This window comes from Stenotrophomonas sp. TWI602, assembly GCF_039674045.1.
GTDB lineage: Bacteria > Pseudomonadota > Gammaproteobacteria > Xanthomonadales > Xanthomonadaceae > Stenotrophomonas.
The window spans coordinates 172,104-195,243 of the sequence record NZ_JBDJMT010000003.1 but is presented as its reverse complement, the minus strand read 5'-3'; the positions used below and the strand labels follow the sequence as shown (position 1 = coordinate 195,243).

Below are 23,140 nucleotides of genomic sequence, written 5' to 3'. Positions count from 1 at the left end.
CTCCCGATTTGCCCTTGCCGCCGCTGGAGTCGAGGCCTGATATTGGATTTCGCTCAGCCAAATATTTGCTGGCGTCGTATGAAAGTTATTATGGAAAATAGCACTAAAAGGCAGAGCTCTGTCGCTACGGTGGAGAGCGCGGCGCCCATTGCTCCCAGCTTTGGAATTAATATTAAATTAAGCGCTATGCAAAGCACCGCGCAGATTACCTTGATTTTAATGCGGGTCATCATTTGGCTTCCTGTTGTCAGGATTGCGCCAATACTCGTACTGACAAACCGAAGGGGGGCGCAGAAGGCTAGGGTGAGAAGTATCGGCTCTGCCCCGGAAAACTGCTTTCCGTAAAGAGATTGAATAATGAAGTCACTTGCTAGCCAGACAACCAGGGTGCACGTAACGCCCAGGCAGAGCATCGCTGTTGCGCCAGCGTGGAGCAGCGTTTTTAGCTTCGCCCGTTCGTGGTGCGCCCATCGATGTATCTTTGATAGTAAAAATTTGGTATATAGGACGGTCGGTAGTAAGTAAATTGCATTCATTATATTGAACGCAGAGAAGTAAAGTCCTGCGGCGCGGTCGCCAGCGAGATAAATGAGGAGAATATTGCTGCACTGGAAATATGCTAAATATAGTAGTGCGTCGGCCCCAAAAGGCCAGGATTCACGGAAGACATCCTTGACACTTGGCGCAGGTGCCGCTCTATCCCGTGATGGGCGCTCTCCGTGCCCGCAAAGATTGAAATCACCCCGAGACATGCTTTTAAGTTGGCGATATGTAATGGTCGCCAGCACCATGGCCACCAGCGAATAGATCGCCGAAGTTCCCAGTAGCATTCCGCCTTGGTGATAGATTTGTATGAGAGCCAGCACCAGGCCGAATCGGAGGGCGTGGTGAGCTACCTGCCAAATTGATATTGCAAGGAAGCGTTCTTCGAGTTGCAGCTTCGACGCAGTCAACTCCACGGCGGCGAAGCCTAGGATGCTGGGTGCCATCCAAAGGAGGGTGGCAATGCTGTGTGGCTTATTGGGTGCGACCGCAACCATGGCGAGGTAGATCGCAATCGATACAGTCGAGGTGATCCCCAGCAGCTTTATAGAGCTCGGTAGCCACCTTGCTGCGAGCCACCCCTCCCTTCCGTATGCACTCAGCCAGAAGGTCTGTAGGCCGATACCTGCCACCTGCGACAAAAGAATCGTTTGAGCAAGGGCGCTGCTGAATGTGCCGTAGTCGTCAGGCCCGAGGTGGCGGCCTAAGGCGACTTGGGTGAGGAACGCGATTCCTGCTCCGGCGAGCGAGCCCCCCCACAGTAGTACGATGTGCGACAACGTTCGTGCATACTTCATCGTGTTAACTGTGATTCGTCTGTTGGCAGGGCGGGCATTGTGAACACGGTCCATGCACAGGCTTCCTTCCTGGGCTCAGTGGTCGACCGTTTCGCGGTCTGACTAACTAAAACTAAGGTGTGTGGTGTCGCGCCGAGGCCCGGAGGTGCTCGATGCTGCCATTGCCCTTCCTCCTACACACGCATATACACGGGGTGGGGCGTGGGGGCTGGTTCAGAGTTTAATACGCGTTCTTGTGCACAAAGCCTTTGAATAGCGTCATGAAAACGATCTTCAGGTCAAACCAAAGTGACCAATTTTCGATATAAAAGAGGTCGCACTCGATTCGCTTCTGCAGGTCCGTCGAGCCTCTCCAGCCATTCACTTGGGCCCAGCCAGTGATCCCTGCCTTAACCATGTGCTTTTTCATGTAGGCGGGGATCTCGTTCTTAAACTTATGCACGAAGACCGGCCGCTCGGGGCGTGGGCCCACGATGGACATGTCGCCCAGCAGCACATTGATGAACTGAGGGAGTTCGTCTAGGCTGGTTTTCCGCAGTATGCCGCCAATGCGTGTCGCGCGGACCTCGCCAGACTTTGCCCACACGGCACCGGAAGACTGTTCTGCGTCCACCGGCATGGATCGGAACTTCAGCATCCAGAAAGTCTTGTTGTTCCAGCTCATCCGCTCTTGGCGATAGAAGACAGGGCCGGGAGAGCTGATTTTCACAGCTACTGCGATGGCTAGCATCAGCGGAGCTATCAGCAGAAGGATGAGTGCCGCGAGCAGACGATCCTCGCTTGCCTTCAAAAGTCGGGCGCTGCCGTGCAGAGGAGTCTGCTGCAGATTGATCACGGGAAGGCCGGCGACCTGCTCCACCGAATGATTCATAAGATGAAGTCCGAACATGTCCGGCACGAATTTCACGTCCGCGGTGGAGTGCTGAAGCTGGTCCAGCGCAAGTCTGATCTGCGCTTCGTCGCGCATCGGTAGCGCAATCCACACTTGGTCGATCTGATTCTCTTCTACAAAGCTCCCCAGGCCTTCGACGTCGCCAAGTGCGGCTGCGCCACTCAAGGTGCATCGATCGGAATCGGCTGCGAACCACCCGTTAACAGTGATGCCAGTCCAAGCATTGTCCTTAAGGGTGTCGATGATGTGTTGCGCATCGGCGTTGGCGCCTACGATGACCGCAGATCTGAGGTCCATGCCGCGGGCCCGCACCCACGCAGAGCCGATGCGGACGACCACGCGCAGGGCAAACACGCCGACAAGGCTTGCGACGAACCATGTGGCAAGCCAGAGCCTCGAGAGCTCATCCGTAATTTGAATTGCGGTGGCGTAGGCCACGAGAGCCGAGAAGATGAGCGCCCACTTGAGCGTGAGCTGCGCGAACTCTGCGATCAGGCCGCGCCCTCGCCAGCTCCCGTAGAGCGTTGAGGCGCCCAGGACCAAGATCGCAAACACAGCTGTGATGGCAATCAGCCGCCAATAATCAACCGGGACCTGCAGGTCCTCGAAGCGCCATGCGTAAGCGACCAGAGCCCCCGCCACCAATAAGAGAGGGTCGCCAACACGAAGCATCAAGCTCAATGCTGCCCCAAATCGTCCAGCCGATAGGGTCCAGAGCCCAGAGTGTTGCCGGGACGGGGAGATCCACATGATATTCGTCTTCCTTGATTGAAATAACGATCCGCAACGGCCCGCGTTCTTCTTGGGCTGCGTTAAACTGGTGCGTGCCTTCGTGCGCCGGTTCCGTGACGGATGCGTCAAAATTTGAGCTCGAATAGTACCAGAAGGGCGGGGCTGATGGGCCAATGCTGCGTGGCCCATTAGGTTGTAATTGACGCCGTGTTGCCGAAGCGCCATATGAATGCCCTGATCGATGAAGCGGATCAGGGGCTCATGCTCTGATGTCCACATCTTGTCCGCACCAATGCTGTACACTGCTTGGCTGTTCAGCCTAGGCGCGGGCGTCCTGTGCGCTTGGTTCAAGGATGATGTCCCGGGGGATATGTGTTCAAGAAGTTGTTGCTTGTCTGCGTCGGAAATATTTGCCGTAGTCCTACCGCCGAGCTCCTCATGCGTCACGCGCTGCGTGACCGGGTGGGGGTGGAAGTTTCGTCGGCCGGCCTTCAGGCTCTGGTTGGGAAGCCGATCGATCCTATGGCGGCAGAGATACTACGCGAGCACGGCTTTGATCCGGACGGGCATCGTGCACGGCAAGCGACTCCTGAGGTGCTGTCTGCGGCTGATCTGATCCTTGTGATGGAGCAAGCCCACGTCTCACGCATCTTGCGCGATGCACCGCAAGTCAGTGGAAAGACCTTCCTGCTGGGACGTTGGGATTCGCTGGAAGTGCCCGACCCCTACCGGCAGCAGCGAATCGCGTTTGAACATGTTTACGCCTTGATCGATAAGAGCGTCGATCGCTGGTCCAAGTACATCAAGTAACGATCCGCCCGATCGCGGTGGAAATGAATGAAATGGAAGCCAAGATGAAGGAAACGCCCGCGCGTGCCGTCCGTGAGGACGACGAGTTTGATCTGCGAGAGATGTTAGGGGTTTTGATCGACCGAAAATGGTGGATCATAGGGACGACATTGATTTTTGCGATCGTTGGCACCGCTTATGCGTTGCTCGCCACACCTGTTTATCAGGCGCAGGCGATGGTGCAGGTGGAGTCGAAAATGCCCACGATTCCTGGTTTAGCTGATTTGACCTCTCTGGCCGGTGGCGGCAGTGCCGCCGCTACCACTGAGGTTGCGTTGTTGACGTCACGGTCCGTGGTGGGGACCGCGGTGGATGAATTGCAGTTGGACATCGTCGCCAAACCCATACGATTCCCTGTTGTTGGGGGGTTTTTCGCACGTCGTTTCGAGGCGCGCGCTCCCGATGAACTCGCCCAACCGCTGCTGGGCATGTCGAGTTATGGGTGGGGCGGCGAGTCTCTGACAATCCATCGTTTCGAAGTTCCGCGTGCCTACCTTAATGAGCCGCTGACCTTGGTGGTAACGGCTGCCGACGGTGCATTCGATCTGGTGGACGGTGATGGCGAGCTTGTGGTCAAGGGTAAGGCCGGTTCGGCGGCTCATGCGAAGGACTTCCGTATCGAAGTGGAAAGCCTTCGCGCACATACGGGCATGCGCTTCACTGTCACCAAGCTACGTCGTCTGGATGTTGTCTCGGGTCTGCAGGAAGACATCAAGGCCGGTGAGCAGGGCAAAGAGTCCGGCATCTTGCGGGTTGTCTATGAGGGTGCCGATCCGGTACTCGCGCAGATGGTCGTGCAGAAGGTCGCCGAGGCGTATGCGCGTCAGAACGTGGACCGTAGTTCTGCTGAGGCTGCCTCGCAGCTGCAGTTCGTCAAAGACCAGCTGCCCACCGTGCGCAAGCAGGTAGAGGATGCCCAAGCGGCAATGGCGAAGTACCAGTCGCGCGCCAACTCGGTCGACATCACCATGCAGACTAAGGGTCTGCTGGAACAGGAAGTGGCGGTTGAAACAGGCATCCAAGAGCTGCGGATGAAGCAGGCTGAGATGGACCGGAGCTTCACTCGCGAGCATCCTGCTTATCGTGCGCTGCTTAAGCAGCTTTCCGATCTGCAAGGGCGCAAGGACGGTTTCCGCCGTGAAGTCAATGCGCTACCAGACACGCAGCAGGAGCTGCTGCGACTCACGCGAGACCTTCAGGTCAGCAATGAGCTCTATACGGCCCTGCTGAATCAGGCACAGCAGCTGGACGTGGCCCGGGCGGGAACGGTCGGTAACGTCCGGATCGTCGATGATGCGGTTGTTGATGTCAGCAAGCCGGTCAAGCCCCAGAAAGGGCTGATCGTCCTGGTTTCGACGTTGTTGGGTCTCTTCTTGTCTGCAGGTGCTGCTTTCCTGGCTCGAATGCTCAATCCTGGCGTGGAAGACCCCGCGCAGATTGAAGAGCTTGGCCTGCCGGTATATGCCGCCATTCCGCTGAGTGTCTCCAGTAACCTCTTGAAGATCCAGAAGGGTCGGGGTGGCAAATCCCGCGTGGTGGCTGACGGTCGCTCGCATCTGCTGGCCGCTGCGGAGCCGGCAGACCTTGCCGTAGAGGCCCTGCGCAGTCTGCGGACAAGCCTGCACTTTGCGATGATGGAGGCGAAGAACAACGTCATCGCGATCTCCGGTCCGCGCCCTGGCGTCGGCAAGACCTTCATCTCCGCCAATCTGGGTGCCGTCGTTGCCCAGGCAGGTCAGAAGGTGCTCGTCATTGACGTGGATATGCGCAAGGGGACTTTGCATAAGGTGTTGGGCGTAAGCCACGCCAGCGGCCTGTCGGATGTACTGTCTGGAAAGCTGGCCGTGGGTGACGCAATTCACGCTGTTCCCGGGTTGGAGCAGATGCACTACATGACACGCGGCGATATTCCGCCGAATCCTTCAGAGCTCCTGATGCACCCGCGCTTCGCGAGTCTCTTGGAGGGACTGTCTTCTGAGTACGACCTGGTCATCGTGGATACCCCTCCGATTCTTGCAGTTACCGATGCTGCGATCGTCTCTCACCACGCTGGTTCAACGCTGATGGTGACTCGATTTGGCGTAAACCAGCCGAAGGAAATCCTGCTTTCGATGAAGCGGTTCGAGCAGAACGGTGTTCAAGTAAAGGGTGCGATCTTCAACGCCGTTGAGAGGCGCGCAACCGGCTACTACAGTTATGGATACTACGAGTACGCTTCCAACGAGAAGTGATTCGACGAGGGGCGGCCCTTGCCGCTCCCTCTGCTGACGGGCTGCAGAGCCATGATGTGATATGCCAAAAAGGCCAGGAGCATGCTCCTGGCCTTCTTTTTTACTTCCACCATGCTTGTGCTGAGTGCGACGATCAGTCGTCGATGGTCTGTAGGTTATCGAAGAAGAACTCCGGATCACGCTCCGATGTCATCTGGTAAAGCCCATAACTGCGCGCCAGGCGAGCGCCGCCATCCCGGTAGAGCGGGTTCCAGGCGAAATTAGCCCGGGCCCGCGTGGAGCGCGGCAGCAGGAAGTCGAAGGGTACGGACACATAGATGCCCTTGTCGAAGCTGCCCTCGCCGAAGTCCTTGGAGGATACGTCGGTCTTGGTTGCGTAGGCGCCCATGGTCACGCCATTGTCGAAGGCGCGGGAGACAGCCAGGGTGGCACCCCAGTCCTTGGCCAGATAGCGGCCGGCACTCAATGCAGTCACCACGCGCCGTTCTTCGCCCCACATGTAGTAGAAACTGGCATGGCCGGTGGCGACACTGTAGTCACGGAAGCTGAAACGCTGATCGAAATCGCGTTGCTTGACCCAGTTGGCCTCCACGCCTACTGCCCAGCGCTCATTGAGCGGGCGATAGAGCACTTCACCGCCGGCGCCGGCGTACATGGATTCGAGCAGGCCCGCATAGACCATGCCATACGTATCCCGCGCAAGTTGGCGGGTGCCGGTCACCTGAAGATTTGGTAGTGTCAAGTCCTCCGCCGTCATGTACCGGCGGATATTGGTGCGTACGCGAGGCAAGCGACTGGGAGCGTCGTAGCGGAACTTGTCGTAGTTGTTGTAGGCGTTGTAGCTGACGGTGCCGCTGAGCCACAGATTCCGGGCGAGGTAGGCGCTGGCGGTGTAGGTGCCAGCTACCTGGAACAGCACAAAGCCGTCAGGTCCGCCGAGCGATTGCTGATAGCCGATGTTGAACCCGCCGTCGAAACGGCGCAGCGGTGCGCTGTAAAGGGTCTCCCGGCGCTGAGCGGCGGGAGGAGCCATCTCAATATGACCGGCGAGAGTGCTCAGGTCGGTCTTGTGTTCGATGTAGTCGACGAGGGCCTTTCGTTCGATGCTGGTTTCCACGATCGGTACGCCCAACCGGGCGTTCTGCACGGTGAACCACGTGATGTCGTCAGGTAGCGCACCGTCGAGAATACGCCCCATTCTGCCTACGCCCTGTGCCGGATAGTAGAAGCGGCGCTGCTCTCCGGTAACGATCAGTTCCGATCCACGTCGACTGATGCTCTGAACGCGCAGCCCTGCATTCTGCTCCAGCTGGTTGGCGACGCCTGACCAGTCGAACAGTTCAGTGACGACATTTGTGTCGTGCTCAGACTCGGCCACGGCGGTCGTAGGACGCTGTTTCAGTGGCATCGGCAGGGGATCCAGGACCTTTGCCATTGAACTGGCTTGGGCAAGGTTCGTCCGAAGGGTGATGCCGAACATCGCCAGGTCGCCGCGCTCCCAGCCCAGGTGTAGATGCACGTTGTTGTTGACCGCGTAAGATGCGCCAACGTTGAACGGGCTCTTCTGGTGCTGGTTGTTCCCCTGCGGCTCGTGCTTGTAGTCGTTGCCGTCGTACTCCAGCTTCAACTGAAGCGCGTCCCACGGCGTCTGGTACGCGACGCCACCGAAGACGCCGACGGGGCCGCGGAACATCCCATCGCTATTGAGGCTGCCGGTACCTTGCGCTCGCGGGCGCGTTTCGAATCTATCGTCGATGGAAGTCAGGGGGTTCCTGAAATCACCTCGATTACCGATGTAGCCGGTGGCCAGGCCCACGCTGGCATCGAAAGAGCCAATGCGCTTGCTGGCGACGAGGTACTCACTTGAGAACAGACCTGTGCCGCCCAGATCGCGAAAGCCCGCCGCAACTTCGGGAACCCAGCGACTCTCTTCAAGCAGGCGGACCTTCAGATCGATCGACTTGTCCTTGTAGTTCTGCGTTCCGCTCAGCCATTCCGGACCATAGCGCCGATTGGCCACCGAAACGTAGCGAAACGCGCCCTCCAGCCAGGGCAGCGGCTGCAGCACCATGTTGTAGCGGCTGTAAGGCGAGGTATGACTGGCCGTGAAGGCGAGTTCGCCCTCATCGGCCATGCGAGCGGTCGGGGTCTGTAGCAGGCCAATGCCGCCCCAATCGCTTGCAGTCGGAGCGGGGGCACTCTGGGCATGGAGGGCGGTGCTGATGCTCAAGGTGAGCAGCGCAAGGCTCAGGCGAGCGGCCTGTGATCTGGCAAAACGAGTCACTTCGGTGCTCCGGGCGCATCCAGCACCTGGGTGGCGAGGAAGCGTGCGGCGTCCTCGTTGAAATCGGGGTTCACGTCGCGCGTTGTTCGTGCGTTGAGAGGAACAAAAATGAGGGCGCCGGGAGCGAGGGTGGACTCACCGCTGCGGTTCCAGAGTGCAACGCCAATTTTCTGTACCTCGCCGTCAGGCTGAATGACAAACACATCCTCCTTGCTGGCAGCGAGCAGGGCAGGGCACTGCCGCACATAGTCCAACGGGCGCTGGAAGGGATGATGCGGTATCGAGCAGGGCTGCTCCACCGTGCCAAGGACGGTCACTGTGCTTGGCCGTGTCGGGTAGTACAGTCTGTCACCATCGGCCAATGGTCGATTGGCGCTGAGGTCCATCTCCAGTACACGCGGGGCGAGTCCTTGGCGAATGCGGCCGGTCACTGGCATCGCAGATACTTCCCGGGCGATGCGTGTTGCGGCCGCGGCGCCTTCCGGGTCGATCCTCTGCCGACTTTCAATGGCCGCAAGGTCGAACAGCAGGCCTGTTTTCAGGCGGGTCTGCGCAACGAGCTCGCTGCGCTTGAGCAGGGCCGCTCCCAGCATGTAGCTGCGATCATCCGGCGCGCCCGCGAGCGCTGCATCAGACAATCGACTGGTTCCAGGGAGCGTCAGCACGCCCGGATTTCGGACGTTGCCGATGACCTCGACGGTGATGGCTGGTGCGGCGTGCAGGGAAACAGAAGCGGCCACGCTCAGGGCGAGGGCGGCCAGACGCAAGGTGATCAACGGTTCAGATCCGGCAAATAGGGTTTGAGCTGGATGATTTCCAGGCTGGCATCGGGTGCGATGGCCTGCACGCTCTTCCAGATGAACCCGTTGGCCGGGTCAACCCAATAATGGTTGTCGCGCTTCCAGTTCTGGCCTTCCAGCCGTTCGCGGACATGCAGCAACGGACGGGTTCTATTGAGAATCTCGACATTCTCGGTGCCAAGGCGTTCGAGAGTGCCGCTCACCATCATGCCGAAGCGATAGCCAGGCATGACGTCATACTGGCGCTGGACGGTGATGGGCGCTTCGATCTGGTGCAGGGCGTGGAAAGGATTCTGACCCTCGATCCGCATGCCCTGGAGCTCAGGGGTGCCACCATGCGTGCCTATCAGCAGCCCATCTTCAAGGAAGACGACGCTACGATCGTTGCTGTACCAGGCTTGGCGATCACCATCGAGGTTGCCCAAAACCAGAACCGCCCCGCCTCGCGGGCCGGTGACCTTGATCTGGGCATAGCGGTTCGCTGCCACGTCAGCGGCTGTGGGCTGAACGTCTGGTTTGCCCTGCATTGCCAGTTGTACGGTCTTGACGCTGGTGCGGCCCACCACGCCGCAGCCTGACAGCGCAAAGCCCATCAGTACGAGCGCGGCCAGGCCGCGCAATCCATGGTTCCGTTGCGGCGCAACGAGAGCGGTCCTGCTCATCATTGGCCAGCCGTCAATTGTCGAGATCGTTACGCGCGCTTGCCGCGTTGCTGATGATCGAGGTGAACGGCAGCAGTTGGTTCACGAAGCGGCTCCAGCGCGTCACGCCTGCTGCGCCAACGAAAACCACGTCGCCGGGCAGAAGTTCGAACTGGCTGGCAACGGCGAAGGCGGCTGGGGATTTTGCTTCCAGCTGGAATATGCTGGAGGGTGCGCTCTGCAGATCACTCGAGCCCCGGATCACATAGACGGCGTTTCCGTTGGACGTGGACTGCTGCAGGCCGCGTGCACGGCCAAGCGCCTGACTCAACGAAATGTCGCTGGTCTTGAAGCTCATTGCACCGGGCTGGTTCACTTCACCGACGACAAAAATCTCCTTCCGGTCCAGATACGGGACGTAAAGATGATCATTTGCCTTGAGGAAGACGTTGGTAGCGCCGCCGCCCTGACGGCCGAGCCGGTCGAGGTCGATGGTGTACGTCACGCCCTCGCGCGTAAGGCGCACGCCTGACAGATCTGCTTGCGCCGGATCAAGCCCGGACTGGCTGATGGCATCGCCAAGGGTCAGCGGGGTCACGGTCAACGGCACAGTTGCCGCCTGGCGCGACGCGCCGGTAACCCATACGCGCTGACTGGCGTAGGTCAGCATGGAAACATCGACCTGGGGCGCTTCGATGACTCGCGCCAACTTTGAGGTGATCTCATCGCGAAGCTCGCCGGGCGTCTTGCCGGCAGCGGCAATCTTGCCGATGTACGGATAGAACAGCGTGCCATCGGACTGGACAAGTCGACCGGCTGCATTCAGCTGCTGCTGTGGGCCGGCGGGCACGGTGAGTTCGGGGTGATCCCATACAGTGATGTACAGGATGTCGCCTGCGCCAATCTGATACGGACCAGGCTGATAATTTGTCAGGGCGATCGGCAGCGTCGGAACATCGCGCGAGGCGCGGTCCATGGCGATCAGCTTGGGCGTGATCTGGATCAGCTCGATATTGTCGTTGCCGACCGGCTGATCATCACTGGCCAGGGCGCTGGAGCGCATGTGTTGGCCGGGAGCGAACACGCAGCCAGACAGGGTAAGAGCGAACGCCAGAGTGGCGCCAAGACGTTTGCAGTCCATCGATGATTCTTCCTGGCCCTGTCGGGCAAAACAAAAACCCCCGCCGGACCTGCGCCCGGCGAGGGCGTAATGACCTGACTCCGACTAGCGGATCAGTTGGTGCCGGTGGTGCCGGTGGTGCCCGTCGTCCCGGTGGTGCCGGTCGGCGGCGGGGTGGTGCCACCGCCATTGTTGTTGCCGGCGTCGTCGCTACTGCTGTCGGATACAACGCTGTATGCGACTGCAGCGACGGCGATGCCGGCGCCGATCAAGGCAGTCGTGGTGAGGGCGCCGGTGGCAGCACCGGTGGCGGCGCCAGTGCCGGCGACTTCTGCGCTGGTGGCAGCGGTGGTGCCTTCAGCACCAGCAGCCTGCTCAACCTGGGCTTCCTGAGCCAGAGCCATCGGGGAGAGAGCCACGAGGGCGAGAGCGGCAAAGATCTTCTTCATAACGGGGTTTCCTACTCCGTGAGGTAAATTTTCGCTGTCATCATCGCTTCGAAGGCTATTCAGTGTCAAGCCAGTTTGAGCTGGCGGGAAGGGTTCTGTGCGCCGATTATTTGACGGCTATCGCACAAAATGGTGGCGGTTGAAGACCTGTTCCCGGCCAGAAAGCTCGGTCGCTATGCGCATGACTATGTCGTGCGTGCGCACGGTGGGCATCAACAAGGGTATGGCCGCGCCTACCGCCAGCGACAAGGCAAAGATTGGTAGGGGCGTGCGCCACTCCCGGCGGCTCGCAAACAGTGCGAAGGCCGTCGCCGCTGTGCCCAGCAGCCATCCGCTGACCACTTCGGATACCGAGTGGGCGTTGAGCGGAAGGCGCGAGTACGCAATGGCCGCGGCAAGGAGCGAGCCGAGCAGCGCCAAGGGCAGGGAAGGGCGGAGCCGTCCATGCGTGGCGAGATACACGGCGACCGGATATACCGCCGCCGTCATGGTCGCGTGGCCACTGAAGCCAGTGAAGTCCAGCCGGGCCCAACCAATACCCCAGCCCAGGAAGGCCAGCTTGGAGGCCAGGGTTAGGCCACCGGCGATAGCCAGGCCGGCGGCCCAGCGAATGCGAAGGGCGCGGCTTTCTTTTGGGCCGAAGAGGATCAGCACCAGGCTCAGTGGCAACAGCCAGCGGCTGTCGCCGAGTTGGGAAAGGGTGGCCCAAAGAGGATGCATCCATGTCACTCATCGCAGGGGACGGAGGAGCATAGGGCAGTTGCTGCGGTCGGGGATGAGTGGCGGGCAACCGGTCGAGCATGGATGAGGCCCCTCGTTTGCCTGTATCCTTTACGCCCTCCGTGGCCCCGTAGCTCAGCTGGATAGAGCGTCCCCCTCCTAAGGGGAAGGTCGCCCGTTCGAATCGGGCCGGGGCCACCAAAATCAATAGCTTACGATGAGGCTGTTCGGGCGATTTCGGCTTATTTTGTACAGTTTCACATTGAGTTAGGCACAGTTGGCACAGTTGTGTGATCAGCTAAGTGACTCGCGAAGCTTGCACGAACATAGCCGAGTGGTTGTCCCTGCCACTCTGTAGGCTCGGGGTGTCGTCACAAGGAGATGTGCCGTGGGTAGTGTGCCGATTCGTAGTCTTAGTGCAGGCCAGATAGAAATCATCCGCAAACGTTGGATGAACGACTCCTCTTTTATTGGGTATCCCAATGCTGAGCGAGATTCGACGCAGGACGGCTGGTACAAAGATCTTGTTGTTCGACCTGAATGGTTTTCGAAGGCGGTATCCGCCACTACTACCGTCGCAGTGGCTCGAAAAGGTGCCGGAAAGTCCGCTGTTCGTATCGCTAGTAGCGATATGCGTAGGAGTAGTCCGAAAACACTGGTAATCGAGGCATCTGCTGATGAGCTCGCTTCTTTTCACTCAGAGCGGCTTGCGAAAGCTGCGCAGAGAGGATACGGCGCGGTAGCAGATTGGGTTCAGATCTACGCAGAGCTAATTGTTCGGCATCTCGCTCGGACGATGAGTGGCACACTTCTAACCGGCGACGATGAGATCGCTGTCCGAGCATGGGCTAAAACGCAGGGCATCACCGAGCGTGACTTTGGTGAGCGAATCGTTGATGCGGTTAAAGTTCTGGTTCCCTGGGCTAAGAAGCTCAGCGAGGAGAACTCAGGGCAGGAGAAGTTTAGCCCTGATCGAATTGATCGAGTTGCCAATGCCACAAGCTTCGTGCTGTACATTGATGATTTTGACAACCTTCAGGAAGAGGGTGGTGCCACTAATCTGCGACTGATCCGAGATGCTGTCGAGGCAGCTGACCGCATCACGCACAGCAATAAAGACGGCGAAGTCCACCTCTTTATGAGGCAGGACTTGTGGCTGAATATTAATCCCGGTTGGCATTATTCAGACAAGGTCGGTGGTGTTGTTCACCTCAATTGGGATGTTGGTGATCTAAAGCGTTGGACGCAGCAGAGGCTTCGGTACGCAATTGGGCACGCGCTAGATGTCGATCTTCATACAATTAAAGTGCCTTTCGATGACATGTGGCATGTTTTCTTCCCTCAGAATGTCAGGCTGAAGAACGGCGCGGAGAGCGATTCGTTTAGCTATTTTGTACGGCGCTCTATGTATACGCCTAGAAGTTTGCGCAATATGATTAAGTTTGCACTTGATGGCTCCGATGGCTTTCCTGTTACGGGTCTTGTAATTGATGAGGCGGAATCAAACTACTCTACGGATCAGCTTGAGTTTCTAAAGACGGAGTTTGGGTCTCTTTGTGTAGGCTTGGATATCTGTCTGCAATCTTTTACGGGCAAGCCTCTCGAGTGGATCGCCTCGGATCTGTACAAGCATCTCCGGGGGTTGATCGGAAATGGTCAGGTTAAGCTTCAAAAGGGTGTCTCATCTGGCGACGCGGATATAGCGCTGGCTAGGTTTCTGTACAGAATAGGTTTCCTGGAAGTTAGGTATCCACAGGAAGACCGCTATGAGGTCAGAGACGTAATGAGATATCCTGACCATTGGAAGAGTATTCGTACCGATGATGCCGTTCGTTGGGCAGTGAGAAGCGCATTCTTTAACGGCCTGAAGTCCTACGGTAGGTGATCTTGTTTGTTAGAACGCTAGGTGTTTGACTGCTAGATCATTTCCAGAGGGCGAGAGGTGCGCGTAGTATTTCTCTGTGGTTCCATAATCTGCATGGCCGGCCAGCACTTGCACTCTCCGCAGCGGCACACCACCCATCACCATATGGGCACAGAAGGTGTGCCGCAGCCGGTGCAGATGACCGCCGATGCCAGCAGCTGCGGCGTCCTTCGCGAACCAATCCGACACCGTATCCTTGTGAACCGTCACCAGCGGGTCCGGCAGGTGCCGCAGCGCCCACCTGGCGTAGCGGTTTAGGGGCACTTCCCGCCACTTGCCGGACTTGGTCCGCCCGGCGCCGGTCTCGTCGGGGTCACTCTCGACCAAGAGGCGGCCGGCGACCACCGAGAGTTTCTCCAGCCCGATGACTTCGCCTCGGCGCAGCCCCGTGTGAGCCATGAACAACCACAGCGGGGCACGCGATGGGTTGGCCCGGTACAGTCGCCGCATCGCGGCTCGATCATAGAACTTGACCGCTACGCTCCGTACGCCGCGCGGTGCCTTGACCGAGGCAAGCGGGTTCACGTCGAGTTCCTTCCATTCGACGCCGCGGTTGAATGCCGCTTTAAGTCGTCGAATTTCCTTCCCGACCGTTTCCTTCGCTGCCTTGTCGTCCAGGAGGCGCGAGCGCTTGTATTGCTCCACTTCGACGGCTCGGATGCTGTCGATCGGGCGGTGGCCGAAGCGTTCTAGGAAGCGCTTCACCTCGCTGCGGGCTTTTGTGATCGTGGTGGGGTGCTCGGCCTCGTACCAGTCTAGATACCACTCCATGTAGTCCCGGAGCTTGGGCAGTCGCGCCAAGATCCGGACCCCGTGCGTCAGCTCGGCTTCTTTCGCGGCACGAATTCTCTCCGCCTCACGGGCGTCAGGTTGCCCAATGGACCGGCGAAAGCGCTCACCGCCTTCCGCCCAGTCGAGGTAGGCCTTTGTGCCACGCCAGTAGAGTCGAACCTTTGCCATTCCTCTGCACCTTCGATCGCGGCATAGAGCGCCGCCTTTTCGTACAACTGCTTTCCCATGAAGCGCCGGGGTTTGAGTCCGTAGCTGAGGGCGTTCTTGCGGAACTGGCCGTTGGAGACGCCGCAGTAGTGCGCGGCTTCCTCGACCGTCAGCCAGTCCTTGCCTGATAGGTCGAGCTTTTCAGCGGCGCCCATGGCCACCTCCTGTTCCTGCTCGCCGGGGCGGTGCTGGCGGCGCCAGGCCAAAGTCCAACTGAACAACGTTGTCTGCCCCGGGCGCGTCGATCGTGGGCATGACCTTCCGGGCGCTGCGGGCAGGGCGGTTGATGCGCCGCCACTGGTCGAACGCGCCGCTCGCCTCAGGGTGGCGCTGGGTCGCCCTGCACCGGCACTCAACGAAGTGGCCGCCGCCGCCGGCGGAGATGCTGCGCAGGTCGTGGATGTGGCGCGCGCTGTGACCGGCGGCGCAGGCCGGCAGCGGCTCGGGGTGGCTGATGTGTCGCTGGGTCATAGGGAGCTCTCCTGATTGGCGGCAGTTATTCGAAGATGCCTGGGCCGGATCGAACCGGCGGGTCGATGCCGTACGTCTCAGCAAGGGCGTTGGTCCATCTATACGCCGTGGCCTTGCTGACGTTGAATCGGTTCTGCACAGCCGGGACCGTCGGGAAGCGGTCCTGTTCGTGCGCCCACTTCATGAATTCCATGACCGCGCGGACGCAGCCGTAGTCCGCATAGTCGTGCTGAGCCAGCGGCCTCTCGCGCTTGGCGATGCGCGGAACTTCCATGGTGGCCGAGAACGCCAGGGCTCCCAAGCCAAATGATGGGGTCATGTTCAAGCGAACAGCTCCGGTTGGATGGGGAGTGCCGGCGGCGCCGGGCGGGGAAGGGTTGCGGCGCGGCGGCGAGCTGACTGGGCCATGCGGAACATGCACCAGAAGCCGTGGCCCGCCAGCCGCCGGGCGCGCGCCTCGCCGATAAGCACGCGCGTTGTGTGCTTGGCCTGGGTGATGGGATCCATCAGACCTCCTCCCGCAGCCTGGTGCGCAGGCCACGCGGCGGCTTGACCGTAGCTAGCGATACGGGCGCTCCAACCCCAGCAGATGCCGTGGCAAGATGATCGGCAGGCGAATGGGGGGCATGACAGTGGACTTTCTTGACGCATTCAGTTCCTGCTGGTGGCTGAGCCAGACTTGCTTGCCGAAGTGGGAAGCTTGGTCCGTAGCAGCAGGTGTTGCCGCTGTGGTGACGACAGCCATCTTGGGATTTGTCACCTACAGACTCGGCAAAGCCGCAAATCGCGCAAGCGCCGTCGCGGTAAAGATCGCGAGTTCCCAAGCAGAGAGGCAGGCATATCGAGACGAGTCCGAGCGCTTGCTGGTGCTCATGCAGATCACAGCGGAGGTATCCAGCAACGCCGGATTGTTGTCGCACCTGCTGGGGCTTCTCAATCACCCAGGTTGTGAGGTCGCCTTTGTATCCAACAAAAGCTATCAGGATCGTATTTTCGGCAGATTGAACAAGCTCTCCTTCCCATCGACGGAGCAAGTCAAGGATCGACTCCACTATCTGGACAGGGCGACAGGTGCTTCCCTGGTCCGTGCAGTTGGAATGTTCCAGCTGTTGCAAAGCAGTGACAGGCACCGCGATGGCACTGAGACCGAAGATGAACTCCGCGCAGGTCTCTCCGCAATGCGTGCAACTATTCCGTTGATAGTTTCCGATCTTCAACGTGTCGAGGCGGAGTGTGTCGCGGCTGTGCATCGCCTCGGATTGAACAAAGAACAGTTGTAGGCCGACATCCACGCACGTGGCGCGAGATAATTGATTGGCAATCCGTTGGGCAGCCACGTTGGCTGGATTTGGGCGTCTCGCTATGGACACGGTCAGACCTCCGTCGTAGCAAAAAGGGTTGGCTGCTCGGTGGCCTCGCCATTGGCGATCGCGCGCCCCAGCGCCGTGCGGAAGGTGGCCTGCTCGGTGGGCAGCTCGTCCTCATCGGTGTACGTGTAGGTCATGGCATCCAGCTCGGCGTCGGTGAGGAGGCGCGGGTACTGGCCGTCCGCCGTGACCTCGTCCTCGTCGAGCCCGGTGTCGTGGATGTAGGCGGTCAGGATGTCCGCAGCATCACCAGCGCCTGCGTACCACTCGCAATCGCTGACTTCCCAGATGCGGATCTTGGCGGCGTTGGCGGTGTCGTTGTGCGTGTCGGTCGTCATGGCTGGCTTCCCGTCTCGTGGTCTCTGATACGGTCGATGAGGTATGTGGCTTCGTTGCGCCACTTGGCGCGGTCGGTCGGGCCGAGGTGCTTCGTCAGGTACTGGAGCTTTTCGAGCGGCTCGATCAGCCAGGTGATCCTGAAAGGCATGGCAGAGCGGTGGTCGCGGAGCGGGGCGTGCGGTCGGCAGTCCGGCCCTGCGAGCCATTCGGCTTCGTCGCAGTCCAGGCATCTGCCGTCCCCATTGCTTCCTGGCGGCCAGCGGTGCTGCTGCTTTCCGACCGGCGGGTGCAGGTAGAGCGCGCGGATCACCAGGTTGCGGCGGCGCGGGTGTGTCACGTCGCCCGGCTCGGCCTCTTCCCATGGATCGTTGCTGCCGCGGCGCCGGCACTCGTAGCGGACCGGCTTCTGCATCCCGTACAGCTGCTCCATGAGGGCCTTTGCCCACGCGGCTGCGACCTCCGCCGGCACCGGCTGGCCGGCGGCACCTGCGCGTCGCATGGCGCGGACTGTGGCGGCTACGGTCGGATCAGCCATCGCGGCCGCGCCTCCACGCGTCGGGCACCTGGGTGGCGCAGAGCAGGGCGCCCATGAGCAGGTAGACGCCGGTGTCTTCGATGCCGGCCCAGGCCATGGCGAAGGCGACCGCCAGGAGCAGGGCGCCCAGCAGCACCAGCCCGCCGGCGCGCCAGTGGCGGATCAGCCCGCGCATCGGATCTGCTCCATCAGGGCGGCGAAGTGCTCGTCGTGGCGGCGCTGCAGCCAGGCGGTGGCCACGAGGGCGCCAGCGGCAAACCCGACGATCAGGCCGAAGGCGAAGTCGATCCCGCTCATGCGGCACCCGGGGTGTGGTTGCGTGCGCCGTGCGCCAGGTCGCGGGTCATGTCGGCGACGGCGCGGGCAGCGCTCTTGTGGCCGTCCAGAACCTCGCGGCGGGCGAGGGCGGCGGCACGGGCGATGTGGTGCGGGCGGTAGCCCATGCGCTTGGCAGCGATCGCCACGGCCAGGCCGGCGCCGTTGGCGCGCTGGGCGGTGTTGGTGGGGAATGAAAGGATGACGGCGCTCATGCGGCACCGTCGTTGATGAGGATGAGGGCGGTGACCAGGTCAGCCAGAGATTCGAAACTCACCAGCATCTCCCCGTCGGTCACCGTTCCAGTGATCTTTCCAGCGGCTTCGATCAGCGCATCTACGTTGGCGCCGGCTTCCTGCAGGGCAACCGCGTAGCGGCGGGTATCAGCGCCATCGTCAGCGGCACCGTGAAGCGCACTGACGGCGTGTCGGATGGCTGCGATCTTGCACGGGGCGCTCATGCCTGCGCCTCGACCAGGTCGGCGTTGCCGAGCTGCAGGGGGCCAATGCGCATGCCGGTGCGGATGTGGTTGGCGCGCAGTTCGAGCGCGGCGCTGGAGCCCTTCATGGCGAGCTCGGCCCATTCGACAGGCGAGAGGTTGATCTCGACGGTGCCGAAGGAGATGGCGACGGTATCGGTGGCGTGCACGGCTTTGACCGTGACGGGACCGGAAGCGGTGAAGGCAGCGAAAGCCATGGAGGACTCCGAGCCCCGGCCCGGATGGGCTGTTACTGGGGCGACAGAGAAAGATTAGTGGCGCTAATTCTATTCGTCAATAGGGGCGCTTATATTCACCCGTACATTTTTTCTGAACATGGTCAGGGGTGCGTCTGCATCGCCGGACCCCGTACCCGCGCGAGGTGCACTGGTAGAATTGGGCCTCAATGCAAGGCTAGGGACAGTCAGTGGAAACCATCTTCGGCAGCGTTTCGATCTTCGCAGTGCTCTTCCTGGTAGTGCTCTGCATCCTCTGGATCCTGATTCCCTTTGCCATCTTCGGGATCAAGCCGCTGCTCTCGGCCATCCTTGCGGAGCTCCGAAGGGCGAACGAGTTGAAGGCGCATGAGCTTTCAGTCCGCGGCGGTGCCGGTGTGCCCGTGCATCCTCCCGTCGAGGCGGACCGCCCGACGCTGAAGAACATCTTGGCGGAAGTGAAGCAGCCATAACGAACCCCGCTTGGGCGGGGTTGGTTTAGGGTGAGGGGGCAGGCGCCGTTGGCGCGGGCGAGCCCGGCATCTGGATCACGATAGGAGCTGGCGCGGACGTCTCAGTCTTCGAAGGTTGGATCGAGCGCACCTGGGTGATCATGATGTTCGCGATCGTGAACATACCGACCAAAACAAGAACAGCAGTGGCAATAAACCACCCTTTCATGTCGCTTGACACCTTGTGAAGATCGGCACGGACAGACTCAATGTCCGACTTCGTGGCGAGCGTCGGAACAAGGGTCTCGATCTTTACAAGGCGGCCTTCCATTCCTCCATTCTGGGGCGGGCCGCCCCCACTAGCAAGGCCCCGCGAGTTCACTTCTCCCTGGGGTGGGAACATCTGTCTGACGTTGTTGCCATCCTTAGACATCATTCTCGCCTTCTCTGGCTGTGGCCTCTAGACCAGGGTGCTTCTTAATCCATTGCGATATCGTGGTCACGTTGAATAGTTGGACGTATCCACAGTTCTTGCACGAGACCGGCAGCATAGGCAGCGCAAATCCGGTGATTGTTGTTGAAGCAGGGATGGTGTCCAGGGGCTCGCGGGACTGGATGAGCCCATAGTAGCCGGCGACCTCTGGTAGACCGCCACCGCCTCGTATGAACATGAGCTCGATGCCAGCTAGCTGTTTGCAGACCGGACATTCGTTGTTTTTATATTTCTCGATCAGGAAGCGCTTGAAATCATCGAAGGTTAGGGTCAAGGCTAGATCGTCAGGGATTGTCATTTAATTTTTCGCATCGGCAAGCGTGGATGTAGGTGTCCTGCGATCATGTGAGTCATGTGATCCCTCAATCAGCCCATCCGCCAATCCAGTGCACCCGGCCAATGACCGTGATCGGGTGCCGTTTGGAGACCATGGGTTTTGGCTTTCGCCACTGATGGTCGCCATGCGGGTTGTCGCTTTGGAAGTAGACGCCGGTGTCGAGCACCATGGCTCGCTTCACGAAGTACTCCGGGCGGGCCATGCCATCAACCTGGATCACGTACAGAAGTCCATCCGTCACTCGGGTGTCTGAGGTGTCGAATAGGATTGCGTCGCCGTCCTTGATGGTCGGCTCCATGCTGTCGCCCTTACCGTAATAGACAGCCAAGTCGCGACCGTAGATCCCGCGGCGGCGCAGGCTGGTCTTCTTGAACTTGAGGCTATGCGTCTCCGCGTACTCGGCGGCTTCCGAGCCAGCCCCCAACCCTGCAGCCTGAGAGTACCCGACGACGTCATCCCAGCCGTCGTCGGAGGGAGCGGGGGAGCTGTACTGCTGCTCGGGCAAATCGTTCCTGATATCGGTGTCCTCAATTCCTAGAGCTGCCGCGAACACCTTGAGAGTTCGGTAGTTCATCGGGATCTTGCCGTTGAGGTACTGGCTGACCGCGCCCTGGGTGATGCCCAGTTCGTGTGCCAGCTTCTCTTGGGTGATGCCGAGTGAACGAGCCTTGTCAGCCCACGCCGCCTTCAGCCGCGCTGCGGCGGCGATATCAGCTGGGGTCGGCTTCGCTTTGCGTGATGCTTCCATATGAGGAACGCTAATTAATGCGTTCATGATTTGCCAATAGCGGCACTATTGACCGATATATCAGCGGCACTCATAATCGAGCAATGGACATCCCCACCTACCGAAAAGAGAAGGGTCTGTCGCAAGCAGCTTTCGCCGCTTTGCTGACAGCTACGGGCACGCCCGCCACCCAAGGCCTCGTCTCCCAGTGGGAGAAGGGCACTACGGCCATCAAGGCGGAGCGAGCAATCCAGATTGATCTCGCTACCGGGGGCGCGGTTAGCCGGTTTGAGCTTCTTCCCGCGGTGTTCGGCCCGATGCCGGTTCAAACCGAGCGGCAGGCCATCGCGGCGGAGGCCGATAGCCGCATGAGCAAGCGCGCGCTGCGGGCCAAGTTCGGTTTCAAGGCCGACGCGCCCCTGGCGAAGCTGCTGAAGCTGCCCGTTGAGCAGGTGGAGGCCTGGCCGGAAGAGCAGAGCGTCCCGGCGCTGCCGCAGGTGATGAGGCTGCTGGGCGTGCAGGAACAGCAGCCGGTCGCCAAAGAGGCGCCGCACGACCCGGACGCTGACCGAATCATCAACGTGGAGGCTGCCTGATGGCTTACACGCGCACAAGCCGCTCGCAGGTTGAAACGACCTCAAAGCCGTCTTCAACCGCATTGACCGCACTGCCGTCCGCCAGCGTGTACCGGGCAAGGCCTTCGACCCAGCTTCGGCCGCTGAGCCCTGAGGTTTCGATGCGGGTTCGGTGCTTGATGACCGATACCACGCGTCCGTCTTGCCCTCGCGTTTCGATTCGTTCCATGTCCATGGAGAACCCCAATGTCTGAGTTGACCCCCGAGCAGGCCCGGGAGCATCACCTGTCGCGCATTCGTGAATACGCAGTCAAGCGCGACCTGAGCGGTGAGCATATCGCACTGATCTTTCAGGCTGGCATTGCTGCGGCGGGCCAGCTGCGGCCTGACCTGATCAAGAGCGAGGCTGCCTGACATGCGCGCTCGCTTTCCGCGGATCTCGTCGCTGCTGGCCAAGGAGCCGCCGAAGAGCGCGGGTATTCGGCCTGCCAAAGCGTTTCCTTCCGCAACGACGGATGCAGGCATCCAGTGGACCCTCACTGAAGAACAGGTGAGGGATTCACTGGAATGGTGGGCCGGTGCGATCACCGCTGAAGAAATTGCGGCGTGGCAGCGATACCACGCGGCTAGTGAGTCTCGCCGCGCTCCGCGAAGGTTTCGCGTAGCCGCGCGATGTGCGCATCGAGTAGCGCTGATTGTTCGTCGTTTCCGTTGGCCTTTGAAAGCAGGGAGTTGAGCGAAAGCCTGGTCACGTAGTCCTCCACGTCCAGGACTTTTCGGTGATCCAGCGCCATCGCCAACGAAAGAACCGCCGTCATAGCCACTTCGTACCTTGCTTCGTCCATGTCGCCCTCCTTGCGGGCTGTGTTGTTCGCACTTCCAGCGTAACGCAAGGCGGGCGACGCCTTCCTTCCCTGAGTAGTTGTTGTCCATGGCGCGAATCCTGCGCCACCCGGGCCAGCCCCGAAACCTTGAAACACCCGCACACCCAAGGTGAACCCATGACCTGCCGTACCTCCGCCCTCAACTGGATCGACGTCCTCTACAACTCCGTGCGCCGTACGCCCGGCGGCGTGGCCGACGCGGCCGCGTTCCTGGCCGATCGCCGCGGCAAGACCATGCACCCGGAGACGCTGCGCGCAAAGCTGCGCGGCCTGGAGGGTGAGTCGGTATCGATCGAGATCGCCGAACTGCTGACCGAGTGGATGCAGGAGAAGGCCGGCGGCAGCGAGTACGCCCTGGAGTGGATGCAGGCGCTGGCCGGCCGCTTCGGCATGGCCGTGGACGTGGTGCCGCCTCCGCCGGAGGGCGGCTGGTCCGACGAGATCGGAGCGCTGCAGCTGAAGCTGCTGGACATCACCACCCGCGTGGGTCGCCTGACCGGCACGGCGGTTGAGGCAATGCAGGACCGCTGCATCGACAGCGACGAGGCCGAGCTGATGGTCAGCGAAGCCCGCGCGCTGCGGACCATGGCGCACCGGCTGGAGCGGAACGTGGCGCGCGCTGCATCGAAGGGCAAGCAATCCAAGAGGGCGACCCGATGAGCCATCTGGCCCGTTCAACCGATATCAGCGGCAGCCATGAGGCCGCTGCGCTTCTTGTCCGGAGCGGGCGCCACGCCGCGCAGAAAGATCGCACCGAGGCTGCGGTGAAGCGCTATCCGGGCATGACCAGCATGCAGCTGGCGCGCGCCACCGGACTGGACCGGCACATGGTTGCCCGCCGGCTCCCGGATCTGATGAAGGAGGGTCGAGCGTTCCGCGGCGCCAAGACCGTGTGCCCGATCAGCAACATCACCGTCTGCACCTGGTGGCCAGTGGCCCAGGGCGACAACTACACCCTGGCGGTCTGAACC

General features: G+C 60.5%; 34 protein-coding genes and 1 tRNA gene. 10 read left to right on the top strand and 25 right to left on the bottom strand.

Annotated features, from left to right (window positions below; all coding sequences use genetic code 11):
• Window positions 1–53: 53 nt before the first annotated feature.
• Both ABE483_RS05480 and ABE483_RS05475 read right to left on the bottom strand, forming a co-directional pair.
• A complete protein-coding gene (locus ABE483_RS05480) occupies window positions 54–1,394 on the bottom strand; it encodes a flippase (RefSeq protein ID WP_346481296.1) in 1,341 nt (446 codons plus the stop codon).
• A 166-nt stretch (window positions 1,395–1,560) separates the two neighbouring features.
• Window positions 1,561–3,267 carry an undecaprenyl-phosphate glucose phosphotransferase gene (locus ABE483_RS05475; RefSeq protein ID WP_346481295.1) on the bottom strand — a complete coding sequence of 569 codons (1,707 nt, stop codon included), beginning with the start codon at window positions 3,265–3,267 and terminating at the stop codon, window positions 1,561–1,563.
• A 69-nt stretch (window positions 3,268–3,336) separates the two neighbouring features.
• Between ABE483_RS05475 and ABE483_RS05470 the strand changes: the two genes are divergently transcribed.
• Both ABE483_RS05470 and ABE483_RS05465 read left to right on the top strand, forming a co-directional pair.
• The gene (locus ABE483_RS05470) at window positions 3,337–3,774 is read left to right on the top strand and encodes a low molecular weight protein-tyrosine-phosphatase (RefSeq protein WP_346481294.1); all 438 of its coding nucleotides are present in this window, start codon (window positions 3,337–3,339) and stop codon (window positions 3,772–3,774) included.
• Window positions 3,775–3,797: 23 nt separating this feature from the next.
• Complete coding sequence (locus ABE483_RS05465) at window positions 3,798–6,044, top strand: polysaccharide biosynthesis tyrosine autokinase (RefSeq protein ID WP_346481293.1); 2,247 nt, start codon at window positions 3,798–3,800, stop codon at window positions 6,042–6,044.
• 133 nt (window positions 6,045–6,177) lie between these two features.
• On the opposite strand, the gene ABE483_RS05460 is transcribed toward ABE483_RS05465, so the two are convergent.
• The 6 genes from ABE483_RS05460 to ABE483_RS05435 all read right to left on the bottom strand — a co-directional run bounded on the left by ABE483_RS05460 (window position 6,178) and on the right by ABE483_RS05435 (window position 12,058).
• Window positions 6,178–8,328, bottom strand: a complete 2,151-nt coding sequence (locus ABE483_RS05460) for a YjbH domain-containing protein (protein WP_346481292.1) — start codon at window positions 8,326–8,328, stop codon at window positions 6,178–6,180.
• Window positions 8,325–9,104 (bottom strand): capsule biosynthesis GfcC family protein, encoded by a 780-nt coding sequence (locus tag ABE483_RS05455; protein WP_346481291.1) that lies wholly within the window; start codon window positions 9,102–9,104, stop codon window positions 8,325–8,327. The genes ABE483_RS05460 and ABE483_RS05455 overlap by 4 nt, the downstream gene beginning before the upstream one ends.
• The gene (locus ABE483_RS05450; protein WP_346481290.1) at window positions 9,101–9,790 is read right to left on the bottom strand and encodes a YjbF family lipoprotein; all 690 of its coding nucleotides are present in this window, start codon (window positions 9,788–9,790) and stop codon (window positions 9,101–9,103) included. The genes ABE483_RS05455 and ABE483_RS05450 overlap by 4 nt, the downstream gene beginning before the upstream one ends.
• A gap of 13 nt (window positions 9,791–9,803) precedes the next feature.
• Entirely contained in the window at window positions 9,804–10,910 is a 1,107-nt protein-coding gene (locus ABE483_RS05445; RefSeq protein ID WP_346481289.1) for a polysaccharide biosynthesis/export family protein, read from the bottom strand.
• A 92-nt stretch (window positions 10,911–11,002) separates the two neighbouring features.
• Window positions 11,003–11,338, bottom strand: coding sequence for a hypothetical protein (locus ABE483_RS05440; protein ID WP_346481288.1), 336 nt, complete (start codon window positions 11,336–11,338; stop codon window positions 11,003–11,005).
• A gap of 117 nt (window positions 11,339–11,455) precedes the next feature.
• On the bottom strand, window positions 11,456–12,058 hold the full coding sequence (locus ABE483_RS05435) for a phosphatase PAP2 family protein (RefSeq protein WP_346481287.1): 603 nt from the start codon (window positions 12,056–12,058) through the stop codon (window positions 11,456–11,458).
• A gap of 124 nt (window positions 12,059–12,182) precedes the next feature.
• Here ABE483_RS05435 and ABE483_RS05430 point away from each other — a divergent pair.
• Both ABE483_RS05430 and ABE483_RS05425 read left to right on the top strand, forming a co-directional pair.
• Window positions 12,183–12,259, top strand: a tRNA-Arg gene (locus ABE483_RS05430).
• 187 nt (window positions 12,260–12,446) lie between these two features.
• Window positions 12,447–13,943, top strand: a complete 1,497-nt coding sequence (locus tag ABE483_RS05425) for a hypothetical protein (protein WP_346481286.1) — start codon at window positions 12,447–12,449, stop codon at window positions 13,941–13,943.
• Window positions 13,944–13,952: 9 nt separating this feature from the next.
• On the opposite strand, the gene ABE483_RS05420 is transcribed toward ABE483_RS05425, so the two are convergent.
• From ABE483_RS05420 to ABE483_RS05400, 5 genes are read right to left on the bottom strand one after another with little or no spacing between them, the layout of a single operon-like run.
• Window positions 13,953–14,783: a site-specific integrase gene (locus ABE483_RS05420; RefSeq protein ID WP_346481285.1), complete on the bottom strand. Its 831-nt coding sequence runs from the start codon at window positions 14,781–14,783 to the stop codon at window positions 13,953–13,955.
• Window positions 14,784–14,800: 17 nt separating this feature from the next.
• Window positions 14,801–15,136 (bottom strand): hypothetical protein, encoded by a 336-nt coding sequence (locus ABE483_RS05415; RefSeq protein ID WP_346481284.1) that lies wholly within the window; start codon window positions 15,134–15,136, stop codon window positions 14,801–14,803.
• Window positions 15,123–15,452: a hypothetical protein gene (locus ABE483_RS05410; RefSeq protein WP_346481283.1), complete on the bottom strand. Its 330-nt coding sequence runs from the start codon at window positions 15,450–15,452 to the stop codon at window positions 15,123–15,125. Before ABE483_RS05410 ends, ABE483_RS05415 begins: the two co-directional genes overlap by 14 nt.
• 25 nt (window positions 15,453–15,477) lie before the next feature.
• Window positions 15,478–15,777, bottom strand: a complete 300-nt coding sequence (locus tag ABE483_RS05405) for a hypothetical protein (protein WP_346481282.1) — start codon at window positions 15,775–15,777, stop codon at window positions 15,478–15,480.
• Window positions 15,774–15,959 carry a hypothetical protein gene (locus ABE483_RS05400; protein ID WP_346481281.1) on the bottom strand — a complete coding sequence of 62 codons (186 nt, stop codon included), beginning with the start codon at window positions 15,957–15,959 and terminating at the stop codon, window positions 15,774–15,776. Before ABE483_RS05400 ends, ABE483_RS05405 begins: the two co-directional genes overlap by 4 nt.
• Before the next feature lie 119 nt (window positions 15,960–16,078).
• Here ABE483_RS05400 and ABE483_RS05395 point away from each other — a divergent pair, with 119 nt between their 5' ends.
• Complete coding sequence (locus ABE483_RS05395) at window positions 16,079–16,732, top strand: hypothetical protein (RefSeq protein WP_346481280.1); 654 nt, start codon at window positions 16,079–16,081, stop codon at window positions 16,730–16,732.
• A 92-nt stretch (window positions 16,733–16,824) separates the two neighbouring features.
• On the opposite strand, the gene ABE483_RS05390 is transcribed toward ABE483_RS05395, so the two are convergent.
• The 7 genes from ABE483_RS05390 to ABE483_RS05360 are packed head-to-tail and all read right to left on the bottom strand — an operon-like array spanning window position 16,825 to window position 18,704.
• Window positions 16,825–17,157 carry a hypothetical protein gene (locus ABE483_RS05390; protein WP_346481279.1) on the bottom strand — a complete coding sequence of 111 codons (333 nt, stop codon included), beginning with the start codon at window positions 17,155–17,157 and terminating at the stop codon, window positions 16,825–16,827.
• Window positions 17,154–17,693, bottom strand: coding sequence for a hypothetical protein (locus tag ABE483_RS05385; RefSeq protein WP_346481278.1), 540 nt, complete (start codon window positions 17,691–17,693; stop codon window positions 17,154–17,156). The genes ABE483_RS05390 and ABE483_RS05385 overlap by 4 nt, the downstream gene beginning before the upstream one ends.
• A complete protein-coding gene (locus ABE483_RS05380; RefSeq protein WP_346481277.1) occupies window positions 17,686–17,868 on the bottom strand; it encodes a hypothetical protein in 183 nt (60 codons plus the stop codon). Before ABE483_RS05380 ends, ABE483_RS05385 begins: the two co-directional genes overlap by 8 nt.
• Window positions 17,856–17,990, bottom strand: coding sequence for a hypothetical protein (locus tag ABE483_RS05375; protein ID WP_346481276.1), 135 nt, complete (start codon window positions 17,988–17,990; stop codon window positions 17,856–17,858). Before ABE483_RS05375 ends, ABE483_RS05380 begins: the two co-directional genes overlap by 13 nt.
• A complete protein-coding gene (locus ABE483_RS05370) occupies window positions 17,987–18,223 on the bottom strand; it encodes a hypothetical protein (RefSeq protein ID WP_346481275.1) in 237 nt (78 codons plus the stop codon). The genes ABE483_RS05375 and ABE483_RS05370 overlap by 4 nt, the downstream gene beginning before the upstream one ends.
• The gene (locus tag ABE483_RS05365; RefSeq protein WP_346481274.1) at window positions 18,220–18,468 is read right to left on the bottom strand and encodes a hypothetical protein; all 249 of its coding nucleotides are present in this window, start codon (window positions 18,466–18,468) and stop codon (window positions 18,220–18,222) included. The genes ABE483_RS05370 and ABE483_RS05365 overlap by 4 nt, the downstream gene beginning before the upstream one ends.
• A complete protein-coding gene (locus ABE483_RS05360) occupies window positions 18,465–18,704 on the bottom strand; it encodes a hypothetical protein (RefSeq protein WP_070427028.1) in 240 nt (79 codons plus the stop codon). The genes ABE483_RS05365 and ABE483_RS05360 overlap by 4 nt, the downstream gene beginning before the upstream one ends.
• Window positions 18,705–18,913: 209 nt before the next feature.
• Between ABE483_RS05360 and ABE483_RS05355 the strand changes: the two genes are divergently transcribed.
• Window positions 18,914–19,174, top strand: coding sequence for a hypothetical protein (locus ABE483_RS05355; RefSeq protein WP_346481273.1), 261 nt, complete (start codon window positions 18,914–18,916; stop codon window positions 19,172–19,174).
• Window positions 19,175–19,199: 25 nt separating this feature from the next.
• On the opposite strand, the gene ABE483_RS05350 is transcribed toward ABE483_RS05355, so the two are convergent.
• The 3 genes from ABE483_RS05350 to ABE483_RS05340 form a co-directional block, all read right to left on the bottom strand.
• Window positions 19,200–19,484: a hypothetical protein gene (locus ABE483_RS05350; protein ID WP_346481272.1), complete on the bottom strand. Its 285-nt coding sequence runs from the start codon at window positions 19,482–19,484 to the stop codon at window positions 19,200–19,202.
• Window positions 19,485–19,578: 94 nt separating this feature from the next.
• Window positions 19,579–19,944 carry a hypothetical protein gene (locus ABE483_RS05345; protein ID WP_346481271.1) on the bottom strand — a complete coding sequence of 122 codons (366 nt, stop codon included), beginning with the start codon at window positions 19,942–19,944 and terminating at the stop codon, window positions 19,579–19,581.
• A 64-nt stretch (window positions 19,945–20,008) separates the two neighbouring features.
• The gene (locus ABE483_RS05340) at window positions 20,009–20,758 is read right to left on the bottom strand and encodes an XRE family transcriptional regulator (RefSeq protein ID WP_346481270.1); all 750 of its coding nucleotides are present in this window, start codon (window positions 20,756–20,758) and stop codon (window positions 20,009–20,011) included.
• 56 nt (window positions 20,759–20,814) lie between these two features.
• Between ABE483_RS05340 and ABE483_RS05335 the strand changes: the two genes are divergently transcribed.
• Entirely contained in the window at window positions 20,815–21,306 is a 492-nt protein-coding gene (locus tag ABE483_RS05335) for a YdaS family helix-turn-helix protein (protein WP_346481269.1), read from the top strand.
• Window positions 21,307–21,310: 4 nt separating this feature from the next.
• Here the strand turns inward: ABE483_RS05335 and ABE483_RS05330 are convergent, their stop codons facing one another.
• Complete coding sequence (locus ABE483_RS05330; RefSeq protein ID WP_346481268.1) at window positions 21,311–21,520, bottom strand: hypothetical protein; 210 nt, start codon at window positions 21,518–21,520, stop codon at window positions 21,311–21,313.
• An 11-nt stretch (window positions 21,521–21,531) separates the two neighbouring features.
• On the opposite strand from ABE483_RS05330, the gene ABE483_RS05325 reads away from it, so the two are divergent.
• Window positions 21,532–21,699, top strand: a complete 168-nt coding sequence (locus ABE483_RS05325; RefSeq protein ID WP_266084505.1) for a hypothetical protein — start codon at window positions 21,532–21,534, stop codon at window positions 21,697–21,699.
• Window positions 21,700–21,911: 212 nt separating this feature from the next.
• On the opposite strand, the gene ABE483_RS05320 is transcribed toward ABE483_RS05325, so the two are convergent.
• Window positions 21,912–22,130, bottom strand: coding sequence for a hypothetical protein (locus tag ABE483_RS05320; RefSeq protein WP_266084504.1), 219 nt, complete (start codon window positions 22,128–22,130; stop codon window positions 21,912–21,914).
• 156 nt (window positions 22,131–22,286) lie between these two features.
• Between ABE483_RS05320 and ABE483_RS05315 the strand changes: the two genes are divergently transcribed.
• Together ABE483_RS05315 and ABE483_RS05310 are read left to right on the top strand one after the other, a co-directional pair.
• Complete coding sequence (locus ABE483_RS05315; RefSeq protein ID WP_346481267.1) at window positions 22,287–22,829, top strand: hypothetical protein; 543 nt, start codon at window positions 22,287–22,289, stop codon at window positions 22,827–22,829.
• Entirely contained in the window at window positions 22,826–23,137 is a 312-nt protein-coding gene (locus ABE483_RS05310) for a winged helix-turn-helix domain-containing protein (RefSeq protein WP_346481266.1), read from the top strand. Before ABE483_RS05315 ends, ABE483_RS05310 begins: the two co-directional genes overlap by 4 nt.
• Window positions 23,138–23,140 lie beyond the last annotated feature (3 nt).

What these genes read in the sequence shown, in the direction of transcription:
- ABE483_RS05480 (WP_346481296.1), bottom strand. Translation starts at nt 1,394, where the DNA reads ATGGACCGTGTTCACAATGCCCGCCCTGCCAACAGACGAATCACAGTT.
- ABE483_RS05465 (WP_346481293.1), top strand. Translation starts at nt 3,798, where the DNA reads ATGAATGAAATGGAAGCCAAGATGAAGGAAACGCCCGCGCGTGCCGTC.
- ABE483_RS05450 (WP_346481290.1), bottom strand. Translation starts at nt 9,790, where the DNA reads ATGAGCAGGACCGCTCTCGTTGCGCCGCAACGGAACCATGGATTGCGC.
- ABE483_RS05445 (WP_346481289.1), bottom strand. Translation starts at nt 10,910, where the DNA reads ATGGACTGCAAACGTCTTGGCGCCACTCTGGCGTTCGCTCTTACCCTG.
- ABE483_RS05440 (WP_346481288.1), bottom strand. Translation starts at nt 11,338, where the DNA reads ATGAAGAAGATCTTTGCCGCTCTCGCCCTCGTGGCTCTCTCCCCGATG.
- ABE483_RS05435 (WP_346481287.1), bottom strand. Translation starts at nt 12,058, where the DNA reads ATGCATCCTCTTTGGGCCACCCTTTCCCAACTCGGCGACAGCCGCTGG.
- ABE483_RS05415 (WP_346481284.1), bottom strand. Translation starts at nt 15,136, where the DNA reads ATGGGCGCCGCTGAAAAGCTCGACCTATCAGGCAAGGACTGGCTGACG.
- ABE483_RS05410 (WP_346481283.1), bottom strand. Translation starts at nt 15,452, where the DNA reads ATGACCCAGCGACACATCAGCCACCCCGAGCCGCTGCCGGCCTGCGCC.
- ABE483_RS05400 (WP_346481281.1), bottom strand. Translation starts at nt 15,959, where the DNA reads ATGGATCCCATCACCCAGGCCAAGCACACAACGCGCGTGCTTATCGGC.
- ABE483_RS05395 (WP_346481280.1), top strand. Translation starts at nt 16,079, where the DNA reads ATGACAGTGGACTTTCTTGACGCATTCAGTTCCTGCTGGTGGCTGAGC.
- ABE483_RS05390 (WP_346481279.1), bottom strand. Translation starts at nt 17,157, where the DNA reads ATGACGACCGACACGCACAACGACACCGCCAACGCCGCCAAGATCCGC.
- ABE483_RS05385 (WP_346481278.1), bottom strand. Translation starts at nt 17,693, where the DNA reads ATGGCTGATCCGACCGTAGCCGCCACAGTCCGCGCCATGCGACGCGCA.
- ABE483_RS05380 (WP_346481277.1), bottom strand. Translation starts at nt 17,868, where the DNA reads ATGCGCGGGCTGATCCGCCACTGGCGCGCCGGCGGGCTGGTGCTGCTG.
- ABE483_RS05375 (WP_346481276.1), bottom strand. Translation starts at nt 17,990, where the DNA reads ATGAGCGGGATCGACTTCGCCTTCGGCCTGATCGTCGGGTTTGCCGCT.
- ABE483_RS05370 (WP_346481275.1), bottom strand. Translation starts at nt 18,223, where the DNA reads ATGAGCGCCGTCATCCTTTCATTCCCCACCAACACCGCCCAGCGCGCC.
- ABE483_RS05365 (WP_346481274.1), bottom strand. Translation starts at nt 18,468, where the DNA reads ATGAGCGCCCCGTGCAAGATCGCAGCCATCCGACACGCCGTCAGTGCG.
- ABE483_RS05360 (WP_070427028.1), bottom strand. Translation starts at nt 18,704, where the DNA reads ATGGCTTTCGCTGCCTTCACCGCTTCCGGTCCCGTCACGGTCAAAGCC.
- ABE483_RS05350 (WP_346481272.1), bottom strand. Translation starts at nt 19,484, where the DNA reads ATGGAAGGCCGCCTTGTAAAGATCGAGACCCTTGTTCCGACGCTCGCC.
- ABE483_RS05345 (WP_346481271.1), bottom strand. Translation starts at nt 19,944, where the DNA reads ATGACAATCCCTGACGATCTAGCCTTGACCCTAACCTTCGATGATTTC.
- ABE483_RS05340 (WP_346481270.1), bottom strand. Translation starts at nt 20,758, where the DNA reads ATGAACGCATTAATTAGCGTTCCTCATATGGAAGCATCACGCAAAGCG.
- ABE483_RS05335 (WP_346481269.1), top strand. Translation starts at nt 20,815, where the DNA reads ATGGACATCCCCACCTACCGAAAAGAGAAGGGTCTGTCGCAAGCAGCT.
- ABE483_RS05330 (WP_346481268.1), bottom strand. Translation starts at nt 21,520, where the DNA reads ATGGACATGGAACGAATCGAAACGCGAGGGCAAGACGGACGCGTGGTA.
- ABE483_RS05325 (WP_266084505.1), top strand. Translation starts at nt 21,532, where the DNA reads ATGTCTGAGTTGACCCCCGAGCAGGCCCGGGAGCATCACCTGTCGCGC.
- ABE483_RS05320 (WP_266084504.1), bottom strand. Translation starts at nt 22,130, where the DNA reads ATGGACGAAGCAAGGTACGAAGTGGCTATGACGGCGGTTCTTTCGTTG.
- ABE483_RS05315 (WP_346481267.1), top strand. Translation starts at nt 22,287, where the DNA reads ATGACCTGCCGTACCTCCGCCCTCAACTGGATCGACGTCCTCTACAAC.
- ABE483_RS05310 (WP_346481266.1), top strand. Translation starts at nt 22,826, where the DNA reads ATGAGCCATCTGGCCCGTTCAACCGATATCAGCGGCAGCCATGAGGCC.